The 14,755-nt window shown below is 70.5% G+C and carries 14 protein-coding genes, 3 tRNA genes and 1 pseudogene; 7 read left to right on the forward strand and 11 right to left on the reverse strand.

Annotated elements, in window-relative coordinates:
• From DY245_RS37780 to DY245_RS37790, 3 genes and pseudogenes are all read left to right on the forward strand, one after another.
• Nucleotides 1-1,187 (forward strand): annotated as a pseudogene (locus tag DY245_RS37780) (hypothetical protein); the annotation flags it as partial.
• A 269-nt stretch (nucleotides 1,188-1,456) separates the two neighbouring features.
• Nucleotides 1,457-2,935, forward strand: a complete 1,479-nt coding sequence (locus tag DY245_RS37785) for a N,N-dimethylformamidase beta subunit family domain-containing protein (RefSeq protein WP_128511622.1) — start codon at nucleotides 1,457-1,459, stop codon at nucleotides 2,933-2,935.
• Nucleotides 2,936-3,032: 97 nt separating this feature from the next.
• Complete coding sequence (locus tag DY245_RS37790; protein ID WP_128511623.1) at nucleotides 3,033-3,932, forward strand: phosphoribosylaminoimidazolesuccinocarboxamide synthase; 900 nt, start codon at nucleotides 3,033-3,035, stop codon at nucleotides 3,930-3,932.
• A 44-nt stretch (nucleotides 3,933-3,976) separates the two neighbouring features.
• Here the strand turns inward: DY245_RS37790 and DY245_RS37795 are convergent.
• The 10 genes from DY245_RS37795 to DY245_RS37840 all read right to left on the reverse strand — a co-directional run bounded on the left by DY245_RS37795 (nucleotide 3,977) and on the right by DY245_RS37840 (nucleotide 8,810).
• Nucleotides 3,977-4,049: transfer RNA gene (locus tag DY245_RS37795), tRNA-Gly, on the reverse strand.
• Nucleotides 4,050-4,102: 53 nt separating this feature from the next.
• Nucleotides 4,103-4,705 (reverse strand): response regulator transcription factor, encoded by a 603-nt coding sequence (locus DY245_RS37800; RefSeq protein WP_128511632.1) that lies wholly within the window; start codon nucleotides 4,703-4,705, stop codon nucleotides 4,103-4,105.
• Between the two features lie 125 nt (nucleotides 4,706-4,830).
• Complete coding sequence (locus DY245_RS37805) at nucleotides 4,831-5,406, reverse strand: sensor histidine kinase (RefSeq protein ID WP_128511624.1); 576 nt, start codon at nucleotides 5,404-5,406, stop codon at nucleotides 4,831-4,833.
• The gene (locus DY245_RS48545; protein ID WP_128511625.1) at nucleotides 5,385-5,696 is read right to left on the reverse strand and encodes a hypothetical protein; all 312 of its coding nucleotides are present in this window, start codon (nucleotides 5,694-5,696) and stop codon (nucleotides 5,385-5,387) included. Before DY245_RS48545 ends, DY245_RS37805 begins: the two co-directional genes overlap by 22 nt.
• 135 nt (nucleotides 5,697-5,831) lie before the next feature.
• A complete protein-coding gene (locus tag DY245_RS37815; protein WP_128511626.1) occupies nucleotides 5,832-6,053 on the reverse strand; it encodes a hypothetical protein in 222 nt (73 codons plus the stop codon).
• 86 nt (nucleotides 6,054-6,139) lie between these two features.
• A complete protein-coding gene (locus DY245_RS37820; RefSeq protein ID WP_128511627.1) occupies nucleotides 6,140-6,952 on the reverse strand; it encodes an ABC transporter permease in 813 nt (270 codons plus the stop codon).
• Nucleotides 6,949-7,944, reverse strand: a complete 996-nt coding sequence (locus DY245_RS37825; RefSeq protein WP_244943515.1) for an ABC transporter ATP-binding protein — start codon at nucleotides 7,942-7,944, stop codon at nucleotides 6,949-6,951. Before DY245_RS37825 ends, DY245_RS37820 begins: the two co-directional genes overlap by 4 nt.
• 206 nt (nucleotides 7,945-8,150) lie before the next feature.
• A tRNA-Gly gene (locus tag DY245_RS37830) sits at nucleotides 8,151-8,223 on the reverse strand.
• A 75-nt stretch (nucleotides 8,224-8,298) separates the two neighbouring features.
• Nucleotides 8,299-8,370: transfer RNA gene (locus tag DY245_RS37835), tRNA-Gly, on the reverse strand.
• A gap of 119 nt (nucleotides 8,371-8,489) precedes the next feature.
• A complete protein-coding gene (locus tag DY245_RS37840) occupies nucleotides 8,490-8,810 on the reverse strand; it encodes a histone-like nucleoid-structuring protein Lsr2 (RefSeq protein WP_128511628.1) in 321 nt (106 codons plus the stop codon).
• A gap of 300 nt (nucleotides 8,811-9,110) precedes the next feature.
• On the opposite strand from DY245_RS37840, the gene purS reads away from it, so the two are divergent.
• From purS to DY245_RS37860, 4 genes are all read left to right on the forward strand, one after another.
• Nucleotides 9,111-9,374 (forward strand): phosphoribosylformylglycinamidine synthase subunit PurS, encoded by a 264-nt coding sequence (purS, locus tag DY245_RS37845; RefSeq protein WP_083106018.1) that lies wholly within the window; start codon nucleotides 9,111-9,113, stop codon nucleotides 9,372-9,374.
• On the forward strand, nucleotides 9,371-10,051 hold the full coding sequence (purQ, locus tag DY245_RS37850) for a phosphoribosylformylglycinamidine synthase subunit PurQ (RefSeq protein WP_128511629.1): 681 nt from the start codon (nucleotides 9,371-9,373) through the stop codon (nucleotides 10,049-10,051). Before purS ends, purQ begins: the two co-directional genes overlap by 4 nt.
• The gene (gene purL, locus DY245_RS37855) at nucleotides 10,048-12,321 is read left to right on the forward strand and encodes a phosphoribosylformylglycinamidine synthase subunit PurL (protein ID WP_128511630.1); all 2,274 of its coding nucleotides are present in this window, start codon (nucleotides 10,048-10,050) and stop codon (nucleotides 12,319-12,321) included. Before purQ ends, purL begins: the two co-directional genes overlap by 4 nt.
• Nucleotides 12,322-12,496: 175 nt before the next feature.
• Entirely contained in the window at nucleotides 12,497-13,294 is a 798-nt protein-coding gene (locus DY245_RS37860; protein ID WP_128511631.1) for a maleylpyruvate isomerase family mycothiol-dependent enzyme, read from the forward strand.
• A gap of 56 nt (nucleotides 13,295-13,350) precedes the next feature.
• Here DY245_RS37860 and DY245_RS37865 read toward each other — a convergent pair.
• The coding region (locus tag DY245_RS37865) for a sulfatase family protein (RefSeq protein ID WP_244943516.1) at nucleotides 13,351-14,755 on the reverse strand (1,405 nt) is incomplete at its 5' end.

Below are 14,755 nucleotides of genomic sequence, written 5' to 3' on the forward strand. Positions count from 1 at the left end.
CGGCCCGCGCCGAGGGCCCGCTGCGCGGCCCGGCGCTCCGCTTCGTCGGCCGGGTGGCGCGCACGCTGCTGCGCGCCTGCCGCGAGCACGCCACGATCATGGAGCGCGCCGTCGCGGCCGCCGCCTCCGAGCGCGCCCAGAGCGTCGACTACGGCCTGCGGATCGTCGCCCAGGAGCAGGTCGGCCTCGCCTACGCGGGCTGGGACCGGCTGCTGACCCGGGTCGCGCTGCCCGCCTGGCGGATGGGCCGCTGGCCGTCCCGGCTGGACGCCGGCGTGGTCTCCGCGCTCACCGAACTCTCCCGCCGCGACCGCCTCGCCGACGGCTTCGCCTCCCGCCTCGGCGAGCGCCCCGCCTGCGACCTCCTGGAGGAGCCGGGCGCCATCGACCGCGCCGCCTCCCTGCTGGCCGCCCGCCTCTTCCACGGCGGCCCGGCCGAGCCGGGACCCGACTGGTCACCGGTCGGCTGGAACCAGTACCCGGAAGAGGTCGTGGACCGTAAATGGCGCCTGGAGGCCGCCCGTCTCCACCGCGTCCTCGACGACCTCCCGGCGACCCCGCGCCCGTCATCCCCACCCACGGCCCCGGCCCCCGACCCCGCTCCGGCCGCCCCGTCCCTCTCGTACGCCCGCACCCCCGGCCGTACGCCCACGGGCCACCGCCCCGCGGACCACCGGCCCACCGACGGCCGGTCCACGAACCCGCCCGCCGCACCCGCCCCGGGGCCGACCCTGGCCCGGGTCATCGAGCGGCTCGCCCATGACGAGCGGGCCGGCGACCTCGTCGCCGCCCGGCTGGGCGCGGAGGTCGAGCGCGAGGAGCGCGAGGAAGCCGCTCGCCAGGCCGCCCGCGGCAGCGCGGCCCAGGACGCCGCGGTGGGCGTGGCCTGGGGCGACGGTATGGCCGAGGGCGGCCTCCCGCTGTTCCCCCTGCAACCGCCCCGTACGGGCCGCGAACTCCTCGCCGACCACGTCACCGCCATGGTGTGCTGCGCCGCCGTCGACACCGCCGGCGCCGCCCCCGGCCTCGACTGGCTCGACGGCCCGGCGCTGCTGGTCGACGGCGCCCGCCGCGCCGACCTCGGCCGCCCGGTGCTCAGCCTGGTCGACGACGGCGATGCGGAACCGCTGCGCGGCTGGCTGATGACGGTCGGCGTACGCCCCGAAAAGCCGGTCCGGCTGGTATGACCCGGGTGCCGGGCCGCGCCGTCCCCCGGGGGCCGCTGCGGCCCGTGGACCGGGCGCCGGGCCTGCCACCCGGAGCCTCCTCCCGTCGGCCCGGCTGAATGTTCCCTTCCAGTTCGCGTTTCGGGGCCGATGGCCTTTAAATTCACGACGAAGGGTGACGGAGTGAGTGCGTAATGTGATGTGCTGAGGGGTGGCCGGGTCCGCCCGGCCGGACGCAACACCGGCCCGATCGGCTGCGGTCACAGGGGGACGCGGGAGGGGAGTGGAAGGTGGCGACGGAAGAGATCAGGCGCTGGGAATCGGGCGCCCTCGCCCACGCGGTCACGGACCCGTTCGGGCAGGGCCCGCTGCCCTGGCTGCGCGGCAGCGAGAACTACTTCGACTCCGGCCGCATCATCCCCTGGTACGTCGACCCCGCCGTCGCCCAGGGCGATCTGCACCTGCCCGCACCGCACAAGCACAACGGCCCGCGCACCGCCGATGACGTCCACCGCCAGATCAAGGGCTTCGCCGGCACCGGCGCGGTGGCCCCCGGCGAGGCCATCGACTTCCGGGTCTCGGTCGACCCGCCCCAGCCGTTCAGCATCGACGTCTACCGCATCGGCCACTACGGCGGCGCCGGCGCCGCCAAGATCACCACCAGTCCACGGCTGGCCGGCATCGTCCAGCCGCCCCCGCTGGCGGTCGACCGCACGGTCTCCTGCCACCACTGGTGGCTGTCCTGGCGCCTCCAGGTCCCCACGTTCTGGAACCTCGGCGCGTATGTCGCCGTCCTGACCACCGCCGACGGCTACCGCTCCCACATCCCCTTCACGGTCCGCGACGACCACCCCGCCGATCTGCTCCTGCTGCTGCCCGACATCACCTGGCAGGCCTACAACCTCTACCCGGAGGACGGCCGCACCGGCGCCAGCCTCTACCACGCCTGGGACGAAGCGGGCGCCCTGCTCGGCGAACAGGACGCCGCCACCACCGTCTCCTTCGACCGCCCCTACGCCGGCGCGGGCCTGCCTCTCCATGTCGGTCACGCCTACGACTTCATCCGCTGGGCCGAGCGCTACGGCTACGACCTCGCCTACGCCGACGCCCGCGATCTGCACGCCGGCCGCGTCGACCCGTCCCGCTACCGGGGCCTGGTCTTCCCCGGCCACGACGAATACTGGTCGGTGCCCATGCGCCGCACGGTCGAACTCGCCCGCGACACCGGCACCTCCCTCGTCTTCCTCTCCGCCAACACCATGTACTGGCAGGTCGACCTCTCCCCGTCGCCCTCCGGCCCGGACTCCCTGCTCAGCTGCCGCAAGCGCCAGGGCCCCGGGCGCCCCGCCCTCTGGCGCGAGATCGGCAACCCCGAGCAGCGCCTGATGGGCATCCAGTACGCCGGCAGGGTCCCCGAGCCGGCCCCCATGGTGGTCCGCAACGGCGACCACTGGCTGTGGGAGGCCACCGGCGCCCACGAAGGCGACGAGCTCCCCGGCCTGGTCGCCGGCGAGGCCGACCGCTACTTCCCGCGCACCAGCCTCCCCGACCACACCCGCCGCATCCTGCTCGCCCACTCCCCGTACCACGACAGCGAAGGCACCCGCCGCCACCAGGAAACGTCCCTCTACCGCGCCCCCAGTGGCGCCCTGGTCTTCGCCTCCGGCACCTTCGCCTGGTCCCCCGCCCTCGACCGCCCCGGCCATGTCGACGAGCGCGTCCAACGCGCCACCGCCAACCTCCTCGACCGCATCTGCAAGCGCGACTGAGGGCGTCCCATGCCCCGCCCGGCCCCCTGGGGCATCGCCACGTCCGCGCATACGGGAGAATCGGAGTGACTCCTGGATCAACCTACGCGGAGGAAGCGTGTCCGGTTTTGTAGAAAAGCCTGAGCCAGTGGAGGTTCCGGGTCTCACCCACCTCCACACCGGCAAGGTGCGCGACCTCTACCAGAACGCCGCCGGCGAGCTGATCATGGTCGCCAGTGACCGCACCTCCGCCTACGACTGGGTGCTCCCCACCGAGATCCCCGACAAGGGCCGCGTCCTCACCCAGCTGTCCCTGTGGTGGTTCGAGCAGCTCGCCGACCTGGCCCCGAACCACGTCCTGTCCACCGATCTCCCGGCCGGCGCCCCCGCCGACTGGGCGGGCCGCACCCTGGTCTGCAAGTCGCTGGCCATGGTCCCCGTCGAGTGCGTGGCCCGCGGCTACCTCACCGGCTCCGGCCTCGTCGAATACCAGCAGTCCCGTACGGTCTGCGGTCTGGCCCTCCCCGAAGGCCTCGTCAACGGCTCCGAGCTCCCCGCGCCGATCTTCACCCCGGCGACCAAGGCAGCCGTCGGCGACCACGACGAGAACGTCTCCTACGAGGAGACCGCCCGCCAGGTCGGTGCCGACGTCGCCGCCCAGCTGCGCCGGACGACCCTCGACGTCTACGGGCGGGCCCGCGACATCGCCCGCGAGCGCGGCCTCATCCTGGCGGACACCAAGTTCGAGTTCGGCTTCGAGGGTGAGCAGCTGACCCTGGCCGACGAGGTCCTCACGCCCGACTCCTCGCGCTTCTGGCCGGCCGACCAGTGGCAGCCGGGCCGCTCTCAGCCCTCCTTCGACAAGCAGTTCGTCCGCGACTGGCTCACCTCGCCCGCCGCCGACTGGGACCGTACGGGCGAGCAGCCGCCGCCGGCCCTCCCGCAGGAGATCGTCGAGAGCACCCGCGCCAAGTACATCGAGGCCTACGAGCGCCTCACGGGCCTCAGCTGGTCATAACGGAAAAGACCCCGGTCATCGACCGGGGTCTTTCTTTTACCTTGAGCGGACGACGAGGCTCGAACTCGCGACCTCAACCTTGGCAAGGTTGCGCTCTACCAACTGAGCTACGTCCGCATGCGCCACAGGCAGCTCCTGCAATCAGTCGCCACCGCGCGGTGCGGCACCCACTATAGCCAACCTCGCTCGCGTGCGAGGCGCGCCGCCGCGTGACGGTTCTCCGCGCCCAGCTCGGCGGTCGCCGACGAAAGGTTATTGCGGACCGTCCCCGGCGACAGCGAAGCCCGCTCCGCGATCTCCGTGACCGGCGCCCCGGCCTCGGCGAACTCCAGCACCTCGGCCTCCCGTACGGTCAACGGCGACTCCCCGGCGCTGATCGCATCCGCCGCCAACTCCGGGTGCACATAGCGGTTTCCGGCATGCACGGTGCGGATGATCTCCGCCAGCCGCTGCGCGGACACCGTCTTCGGCACAAACCCCCGCACCCCGGCCTCCAGTGCCCGCTTCAGATGACCCGGCCGCCCATGACTCGTCACGATCATCGACCGGCACTCCGGCACCTCACCCCGCAACGATGTGGCCACCGCCACACCGTCGGCCCCCGGCATCTGCAGATCCAGCACCGCCACATCCGGACGGTGCGCCCGAGCCATCGCCCGCGCCTCCGGCCCCGACGCGGCCTCCGCCACCACCAGCAGATCGTCCTCCATCGACAGCAACGCCGCCAGCGCCCCCCGGATCAGGTGCTCATCATCCGCAAGCAGCACCCGAATCACCCCGTCACCCACCCGGCCACTCACCCCGCCACCCCACCTCTCCACCTGCCGCAAAGATCATCAAAACGCCTCTGCCCCCGATCGCCGCCCCGCCCCCTTGATCCCGGCCCGCCGGACAGTCCCTAGATCCCTGCCGCCCCCACCGGGAGTTCGACCGTCAGACGGAAGGACCCCTTGGTGATCAACCCCGATGTCAGGGTTCCGCCCAACGGGTGGAGGCGTTCTCGCAGACCCTTGAGACCGCTGCCGGGGAGCGAGCCGGTGCCGGCCGCCGCCGGGTCGGTGACACCGTCGTTTTCCATGGTCATGACGAGCACCGAGCGGTCCGGATCGATATGCGTCCGCACGGCGCAGCGCCGTACATCGGCGGCATGCCGCAGTACGTTCGTGGTGCCTTCGCGTACGACCCAGCCGAGCGCCGACTCCATCTCCGGCGGCAGCCGCGTCCCCTCCTCGCCCTCGATACGGCAGTCGACCCCGGCCGCGCGCAAGATGGAGCGGGCGCCGGACAACTCCGCCTGGAGATCGGCCTTTCGGTAGCCGCGCACCACCTCCCGTACCTCCCGTACCTCCCGCTGTGACTCCTGGGCGATCCGCTGCACCTCCACCATCCGCTCCACCGCCTCCGTCCGCCCCCGTCGGGCCAACTGGACCGCCAGTTCGCTCTTGAGGGCGATCACCGCCAGATTCCGGCCCATGAACGTCGTGCAGATCCCGGCCGAACCTCAGCCGCTCCTCGGCGACCGCAAGGCGGGTCTCGGTGCTCCGTGCGGCATCCAGCTTCCAGCTTCCAGATCACGCCGAGCAGCCAGCCCGTCGGCCGCGTTATGGCGAAGCTCCGGAGGCCGGCCATGGCCGGCAGGCTCGCCATTGCCAGCGCGCCCAGCCAGATGTGCGTCCACAGGCCGAGCAGCAGCATCAGCCCCAACGAGCTGCCGGTCAGCACCGCCAGATACTTCCGCTTGGACACCAGCAGGCAGAAGGCCATAAGGAAGGGTGTGAGCGTCGAGCCCGCCGCCGTGGCAGCCGCAACCAGACCGTCCTTGCCGCCGCCCCCCCCTGGTCGCCATGAGCATGAACAGCGCGATCTCGGTGGCGAGCGTCAGCACCCCCGAGACCAGCATCAGGGGACCGGTGCCGGGCCCCGCCGCAGATACCGGTCCAGTCCGCGGTTGAACAGCGGGACCGCCAGGCCCCCCTGAAGCACATTCAGCGCTACGGCCACTTCGGCAAGAGTGACCGATAAGGGGCTGCCCGCCGTCTTGGTGACAAGGGGCACCACCCCGCCGAACACCCGCAGCCAGGGGACGGCATACAGCGTCCAGCGGACGTACGCGTCGACCATGCCCACCCGGCTCCGGCGCCGCTACATCGCCCGTAGCTTCTCGATCACGCGCTCCCCGCCCCCGTAGTCCCGATGCCCCTACATCGCTAGCGCCGCGGCTCCCAGCGGAACCACCGCTGCGCAGCAAACACCGCAAGCCCGATCCAGACCAAGCCGATGAGCAGCTGCTTCAGCGTCTCACCGGCGCCCGCGCCGCCGGTCCAGCCGGCCCGTATCAGCTCCATCGCCGGTGACAGCGGAAGGAGTTCGAGGACGGCAGCAATGCCGTCGGGAAGGACGTCCAGCGGGACGACCATCCCGGACCCGGCCAGGGACAGCACCATCACGGGAAGCACGGCCAGCTGAGCGGACTCGGCCGACGAGGCGAGCGCCGAGGACGCCGCGGCGAGTCCTATGACCACGACCATGCCGGTCACCACTCCGGCGATCAGAAGATGCGGCGCGGTGGGGAGCCCGATGTCCAGGACCAGACCACCCAGGACGACGAGGACGATGCACTGCGCCAGCTCGATGAGCGCTGCCGGGAGCGCGGTCCCGGCCAGTATTTCCAGGTCCTGTAGCTCGCCGGTGCGCAGCCGCTTGAGGACCAGTTCCTCGCGCCGGGCGACATAGGCGCCGGTGAGGTGGGAGTAGACGGCAAAGATCAGGACGTATCCGAGAGTGGCGGGCAGCAGCACCGATTCCACCGACAGCCCGGTGCGATCCATTCCGCTGACCGCCTGTTTCATGGCGTACGCCAGCGTGACGGGGATGACCAGCGACATGAACAGAGCGGTCCAGTTGCGCCCGATGAGCGTCAACTCGGCTCTCCCCAGGGAGAGTAGACGGGCCGTGGTGGTGGTTTGCGCAGGCGATTTCGCCCGCTCATTGACGGTGGCTTCCCACGTGGTTGCACTCATGCGTTCTCCAGCCCCTTTGCAATCTGCAGAAATGCCTCTTCCGGGGATGCGGATCTGACGTCCAGCCCGCGCAGCTCCAGCCCTTTGTCCCGAGCCCACAGCAGCACCCCGGTCGTGGCCCGCTGTAGCTCGTCCGTCCGCAGCCGGACCGTGCGCCCCTCCGTCTCGTGGCCGACCACTCCCAGCTCTCCCAGCGGTGGGAGATCACCGATATGGAATCCGTCGGGCAGGCCGAAGGAGAGGTGTGAGGGGCGTGCGGCGACCACGTCCGCGAGAGGTCCGGCTGCCGCTATCCGCCCGTTGTGCAAGATCGCCAGCCGGTCCGCGAGCTCCTCGGCCTCTTCGAGATAGTGCGTCGTCAGCACGATCGTGGTCCCGCTGTCGCGCAGCTCGCGGACCAACTCCCAGGTCTCATGGCGCGCTTCGGCGTCCAGGCCGGTCGTCGGCTCGTCCAGGAACAGCACCTCGGGCCTTCCCAGCAGCGCCAGGGCGAGGTCCAGCCGCCGCCGCTCGCCGCCGGACAGCTGCTTGACCCGGACACCCTTGCGCCGCTCCAGCCCCACCGCGCCGAGGGCCGCCTCGACCGGACGCGCCCCACTGGTGCACCCCGCCCACATACGGAGGGTCTCCTCGGGCGTCAGCTCGGAGGGGAAACCGCCCTCCTGCAACATGACGCCGATGCGGGGCCGCACCTTGCGGCGCTCGCGGAACGGGTCGTGGCCAAGGACGCCGATCCGGCCGGAGGTGGGCGCGGCCAGGCCCTCCAGCAGTTCGACAGAGAAGTCGACCCCGCGCACAGCCTCGAAACTCTTCCGCCCGGCCGGCGGGCTCTCCGGGCGCTGCCCGCCGCGGCGGGTCCGGCTCTTCGCACTCCGCCCGGCGCCCCCGTACCGTCTGCGAAGCCCAGTGACTTCGATCACGCTGGTGGTCGAGCCGCCGGCGTCGACACCCCCGTGTCCGACGCCGGCGGAGTTTTTCTTCCCGATGTCCATGACTCCAGCGTTCCGCCGGATCAAGATTCCGGGCAGTGCGACCTGTCATCGCAGCTGATGACGAATGTCAGTTGCCGACGACCGAAGGAAGGGAAGGGGAGAGCGGCGGGCGGTGGTGCGGTATGCCGCGTGCCGATGTGATCCAACGTGATCCGGAACAAAATAAAGAAGACCCCGGTCGCGATGACCGGGGCCTTCTATATCTGAGCGGACGACGAGGCTCGAACTCGCGACCTCAACCTTGGCAAGGTTGCGCTCTACCAACTGAGCTACGTCCGCAGGCATCCACCCGGCTTTCACCGAGCGGCGCGACAGCTACTCTACCTGATCCAATAGAGAGGTCGAGACTGTCAGAGCGGGTGACAGGGATTGCACACTGCGCCTCCCCCTTGGAAAGGGGGCGCTCTACTACTGAGCTACACCCGCGTGACTCCGTGAGGTTCGGCCTTTCGGCCTCGCCCCTCGGCGTGCTCCAGACTCTAGCTGATCAGTAGGGGTGCTGTGCAAGTCGGCTGCGCCCGGACCGGGGGACGCCGGCAAGTCGGTTAGTGGTTGGCGGCGTTGAAGGCCTCGTAAACCCGCTTGGGGATCCGGCCGCGCGGCGGGACGTCCATCTGGTGGGAGCGGGCCCAGGCACGGACGGCCGCGGGGTCGGGGGTCACCGCGGTCCGGTGGTAGGCCTTGCCGGACTTGGCCCTCTTGCGGCCGGCCTCGACGAACGGGGCGAGAGCGCCGCGCAGTTTCTTCGCATTGGCGGGATTGAGGTCGATCTCGTACGACTTCCCGTCCAATCCGAAGGTGACCGTCTCTGCGGCTTCTCCTCCGTCGATGTCATCGGAGAGCGTTACTACTACTCGCTGCGCCACGGATATCGGTCCTTTCATGGAGCAACCCCGTGTTGACGTGGGGTGATGCTCCAGATCCGGCTGATTGGGATCAATGCTTTTTCATTTGTACAGCGATGGGCATTGCATTGTGAAGCCCAGTTAATTTTGTCAGCGTGTCTTCCCGCAATCCGGACCCTGGATCTTTTCGAGGATTTTCCCTGAGGCGCACTCCTGCCGATACCGGACCGTGATCGGGCGCTCTGGATATCTATGCGCGTAGATTTTCGAACACGGTACTGTGATGACACCGCCTTACGCACCACACCACCGGGAGTGCCAGTGGCACGCGTCGTAGTCGACGTCATGCTCAAGCCGGAGATCCTCGACCCGCAGGGCCAGGCGGTGCAGCGCGCACTGCCACGCCTGGGTTTCGAGGGGATCGCCGACGTCCGTCAAGGCAAGCGTTTCGAACTTGAGGTGGAGGGTCCGGTCGACGACGCCGCCCTCGCTCGCATCCATGAGATGGCCGAGACCTTCCTCGCCAACACCGTCATCGAAGACTTCACCGTCCGGGTCGACGAACCAGCCGAGGCCGGGTCATGACCGCTCGTATCGGAGTCATTACCTTCCCCGGCACCCTCGACGACCGCGACACTCAGCGCGCGGTCCGGGTGGCCGGTGCCGAAGCGGTGCCGCTGTGGCACCGCGACAAGGACCTCAAGCAGGTCGACGCCGTGGTTCTGCCCGGCGGCTTCTCCTACGGCGACTACCTGCGGGCCGGGGCCATCTCCCGTTTCTCGCCGGTGATGGAGACCGTTATCGAGCAGGCCAAGGCCGGTATGCCGGTTCTTGGCATCTGCAACGGCTTCCAGGTGCTCACCGAGACCCACCTGCTGCCCGGCGCCATGCTGCGCAACAACCATCTGCACTTCATCTGCCGCGACCAGAAGCTGCGGGTGGAGAACGCGGAGACCTCCTGGACCGTGGATTACACATCCGGCCAGGAGATCAGCATCCCGCTGAAGAACATCGACGGCCGGTACGTCGCCGACGACCGCACCTTCGACATGCTTGAGGCCGAGGGCCGGGTCGCCTTCCGTTACCTGGACGGGAACCCCAACGGCTCGCTCCGCGACATCGCCGGCATCACCAATGAGGCGGGCAATGTCGTCGGCCTCATGCCGCACCCCGAGCACGCCGTCGAGCCGCTGATCGGTACGGGCCGTACCGACGGCCTCGGATTCTTCACCTCGATCCTGAAGAAGCTGGTCAACGCATGACTCTCGACACCGTCAAGCACGCAACCGAGACGCCGGACGCCGACCAGCCGTGGGCCGAACTCGGCCTGAAGCAGGACGAGTACGCGCGGATCCGCGAAATTCTCGGCCGCCGTCCCACGGGTGCCGAGCTCGCCATGTACTCCGTCATGTGGTCCGAGCACTGCTCCTACAAGAGCAGCAAGGTCCATCTGAAGCAGTTCGGTGAGAAGGCCCCCGAGAACGACGCCATGCTCGTCGGCATCGGCGAGAACGCCGGTGTCGTCGACGTCGGCCAGGGTTACGCGGTGACCTTCAAGGTCGAGTCGCACAACCACCCCTCGTACATCGAGCCCTACCAGGGCGCGGCCACCGGCGTCGGCGGCATCGTCCGCGACATCCTCGCCATGGGCGCCCGTCCGGTCGCGGTCGTCGACCCGCTGCGGTTCGGTGCCGCCGACCACCCCGACACCAAGCGTGTCCTGCCGGGTGTCGTCGCCGGTATCGGCGGCTACGGCAACTGCCTGGGTCTGCCCAACATCGGCGGCGAGGTCGTCTTCGACGCCTGCTACCAGGGCAACCCGCTGGTCAACGCCGGCTGCATCGGTGTGATGAAGCACGAGGACATCCACCTCGCCAAGGCGTCCGGCACCGGCAACAAGGTCATCCTGTACGGCGCCCGCACGGGCGGCGACGGCATCGGCGGCGTCTCGGTCCTCGCGTCCGAGACCTTCGACTCGACCGGTCCGGCCAAGCGCCCGGCCGTCCAGGTCGGCGACCCCTTCCAGGAGAAGCTCCTCATCGAGTGCACACTCGAAATCTTCAAGGAGAAGCTGGTCGCGGGCATCCAGGACCTGGGTGGTGCCGGTCTGTCCTGTGCGACGAGCGAGCTGGCGAGCGCCGGCAGCGGCGGTATGCGCGTCGAGCTGGACTCCGTACCGCTGCGCGATGCGACCCTCTCGCCCGAGGAAATCCTCATGAGCGAGTCGCAGGAGCGCATGTGCGCCATCGTCGAGCCGGACAAGGTCGACCGCTTCCTCGCGATCTGCGAGAAGTGGGACGTCATCGCCACCGTCATCGGTGAGGTGACCGAGGGCGAGCGCCTGGAGATCTTCTGGCACGGCGAGCAGATCGTCGACGTACCGCCGCGGTCGGTGGCCCACGAGGGTCCGACCTACCACCGGCCGTACGCGCGCCCGGAGTGGCAGGACGCCCTCCAGGCCGACGACGCGAGCAAGCTGCCCCGTCCGGCGGACGCGGACGAGCTGCGCGCGCAGGTCCTCAAGCTGGTCGCGCACCCGAACCAGGCCTCCAAGGCGTGGATCACCGACCAGTACGACCGTTTCGTGCAGGGCAACACCGTCCTGGCGCAGCCGGAGGACTCCGGCATGGTCCGTATCGACGAGGACACCAACCTCGGTGTCGCGATGGCCACGGACGGCAACGGCCGGTACACCAAGCTCGACCCGTACACGGGTGCGCAGCTGGCGCTGGCCGAGGCGTACCGCAATGTCGCCGCGTCCGGGGCCAAGCCGCTGGCGGTCTCCGACTGCCTGAACTTCGGTTCGCCCGAGGACCCGGGGGTGATGTGGCAGTTCGCCGAGGCCACCCGCGGTCTCGCCGACGCCTGCCAGACCCTTGGCACGCCCGTCACCGGCGGCAATGTCTCGCTCTACAACCAGACCGGTGAGGTGGCGATCCACCCGACCCCGGTCGTGGCGGTGCTCGGCGTCATCGACGATGTGAATCGCCGTACGCCGATCGCGTTCGCGGACGAGGGCCATCTGATCTACCTGCTGGGCGACACCCGCGAGGAGCTGGGCGGCTCGGCCTGGTCGCAGGTGGTGCACGAGCACCTCGGCGGTCTGCCGCCGAAGGTCGATCTGGCCCGTGAGGAGCTGCTGGCGGAGATCCTGATCTCGGCCTCGCGTGACGGCATGATCGACGCCGCGCACGACCTCTCCGACGGTGGTCTGATCCAGGCGCTGGTCGAGTCGTGCCTGCGCGGTGGCAAGGGCGCTCGCCTGGTGATCCCGGAAACCGCTGGCGACAGCGACTCCGCCGCCGGCGACCCGTTCCTGCTGCTGTTCTCCGAGTCGGCGGGCCGGGCGATCGTCGCCGTTCCGCGCAGCGAGGAGCTCCGCTTCACCGACATGTGCGGTGCGCGGGGGCTGCCGGCCACCCGGATCGGTGTGGTCGACGGCGAGGAGATCGACGTCCAGGGCCAGTTCAGCATTCCGCTGAGCGAGCTGAAGGAACTGCACGAGGGCACCATCCCGGGCCTTATCGCCTGAGCCGGCCGGCGCGCGGTGCCGCGCCGGCCCACGGCGTTGCGACGGTCCGTCCCCTTGGGGGCGGGCCGTCGGCGTTTCCCCTGTTGGCGACGGTCCGCGGGAGACCCGTACGGACCCGCCGGCCGTACGGAATAACCCCGCGCGACCGCCCCGCCCCCGCAGTAGCCTCGGCGCCATGTCTCCCGCCCGCGGTACGTCCCGCACCCGCAGCTACGACCCCGCCAAGACCCGCGCCGCCGTCCTCGCGCAGTTCGAGCATGTCCGCGCGGCCGTAGGGGAGCTGACGCCCGATCAGTTCGCGCTGCCGACCCGGCTCGGCGACTGGACGGTGCGGGAGCTGGTGGCGCATCTGGCGATGGCGGTCGGCAGCGTGGCGCGCAATCTCCGGCAGCCGGTCCCGCCGCAGCCGGAGACCGCCCTGCTGGACTGGCCGTTCGCGACCGCGCCGCTCGCCGCCGGGATCGACGACGACACCCGCGCGCTGGCTGACGGCAACGACCCCGTGGAGCTGCTGGCGCGCACCGCCGAGGAGTTCGCCGAGGCGCTCCCGCCGGTCCCCGGCGACCGGCTGCTGCCCACCCGTGTGGGCGCGATGCGGCTGGCCGACTTCCTGGTCACCCGCTGCGTCGAACTCGTCGTGCACACCGATGACCTGGCCGCGGCGACCGGCGCCGAGATCCCGTACGACCGCCATGCCCTGGCCACCACCACCCGGCTGCTGGCCGACGCGCTGGCCGCGAAGGCGCCCGGCGGGTCGGTCGAGGTCCGGGTGCCGCCGTTCGCCGTGGTGCAGTGCGTCGAAGGCCCCAAGCACACCCGTGGCACCCCGCCGAACGTCGTCGAGACCGACCCGCTGACCTGGATCCGGCTGGCCACCGGCCGTACGGACTGGGCCGAGGCGCTGGACGCGGCGGCCGTCAGCGCCAGCGGCGAGCGGGCCGACATCGGTGGGTATCTGCCCGTCCTCAGCTGAGTCGGGCGGCGGGCGGCCGGTGGGCGCACCCCGAGGGTGCGCCCGCCCCCCCCGCATCACCCCTTCGGATACGGCAACAACGTGTCGTCCACCGCCTCCCACGCCGCCCGCAGCCGGCCCAGCAGCCGCTGTTCCCCCGCCGCCTTGTCGGCCTGCTCGCGCGGATCGGTCGCGATATGGAAGAGCTGGTCCTTGCCGCCCTTGCCCCGGTAGTACTTCCAGTCGCCGCGCCGCAGCGCCCGCTCGCCGCGCACCCGCCAGAACAGATCGCGCTCGGCGAGATGCTCACCGCGCAGCAGATAGCCCGCCAGGCTCGTACCGTCCAGCGGGTAGGCGCGGTCCGGGCGGGCGCCCGCGATCTCCAGCAGGGTGGCCGTCCAGTCCGGGGTGAACACCGGCTCATGGCTGACCTGCCCGGCATCGAGCCGGGCCGGCCAGCGCACGAGCGTCGGCACCCGGATGCCGCCCTCCTGGAGCGACGCCTTGTTGCCGGACAGCGGCCAGTTGTACGACCAGCGCTCGCCGCCGTTGTCGCTGGCGAAGAAGACCAGGGTGTCCTCCTCCTGGCCGGAGCGCCTGAGCGCGGCCAGCACCTCGCCGACCGAGCGGTCCAGGTCCTCGACCATCTCCCGGTACTTCTCCAGCGAGCCGCCGTCCCGGTGTTGCAGGGCCCCCGGCTCGCCCGCCTTGATCCGGCGGACGATCTCCGCGCTCTCCTCCTCGTCGCCGTCCGCGATCCACGGCCAGTGGGGAGTGGTGAAGTTCAGGTTCAGCAGCCACGGCCGGTCCTGGTTCCGCTTGTCGGAGCGACCGTCCGATGCGGCTGCCTCTCCCGCCTTTGTGAGGTGGTCGACGGCCCGCTCGGTGATGATCCGCGTGTAATAGCGCAGGTCCTTGTACTCGGCATCGCCCTCGTAGAGGTCGTACTCGCCGGCGAGACCCAGCTTCGAGTAGTACTCCAGCGCCCCGCCGAAGTTCCCGAAGAAGGTGTCCCAGCCCGAGCGGGTGGGGCTGTAGTCCGGCAGATAGCCGCAGTGCCACTTGCCGATCAGCGCCGTCGCATAGCCCGCCTCGCGCAGCAGGGAGGCGAGCGTGGGGTGGTCGGGCGCGAGACCCGCGCTCTTGTCGGCGATCGGTTCGGCCAGTCCGCCTTCGGTGCGGCCCGGGAAGCGGCCCGTATAGAGGGAGAAGCGGGTGGGGGAGCAGGTCGCCGAGCCCGCGTACGCCTGGGTGAAGCGGACGCCCTGACGGGCCAGCCGGTCCAGATGCGGTGTCCGGATGTCGGGTGCGCCGTACGAGGAGAGATCCGCCCAGCCCAGGTCGTCGCCCAGGATGAAGAGGATGTTGGGGCGCCGCGAGCGCCGGCCCGGGGCGGCGCGGAAGGGCCGCTCCTGCGGGCCGGCGGTGGCAGCGGCGGCGCTTGTCGCGCCCGCGACCGAGGCGACGGCACCGAGTCCGCCG

Source organism: Streptomyces inhibens (assembly GCF_003389455.1).
Classification (GTDB): domain Bacteria; phylum Actinomycetota; class Actinomycetes; order Streptomycetales; family Streptomycetaceae; genus Streptomyces; species Streptomyces inhibens.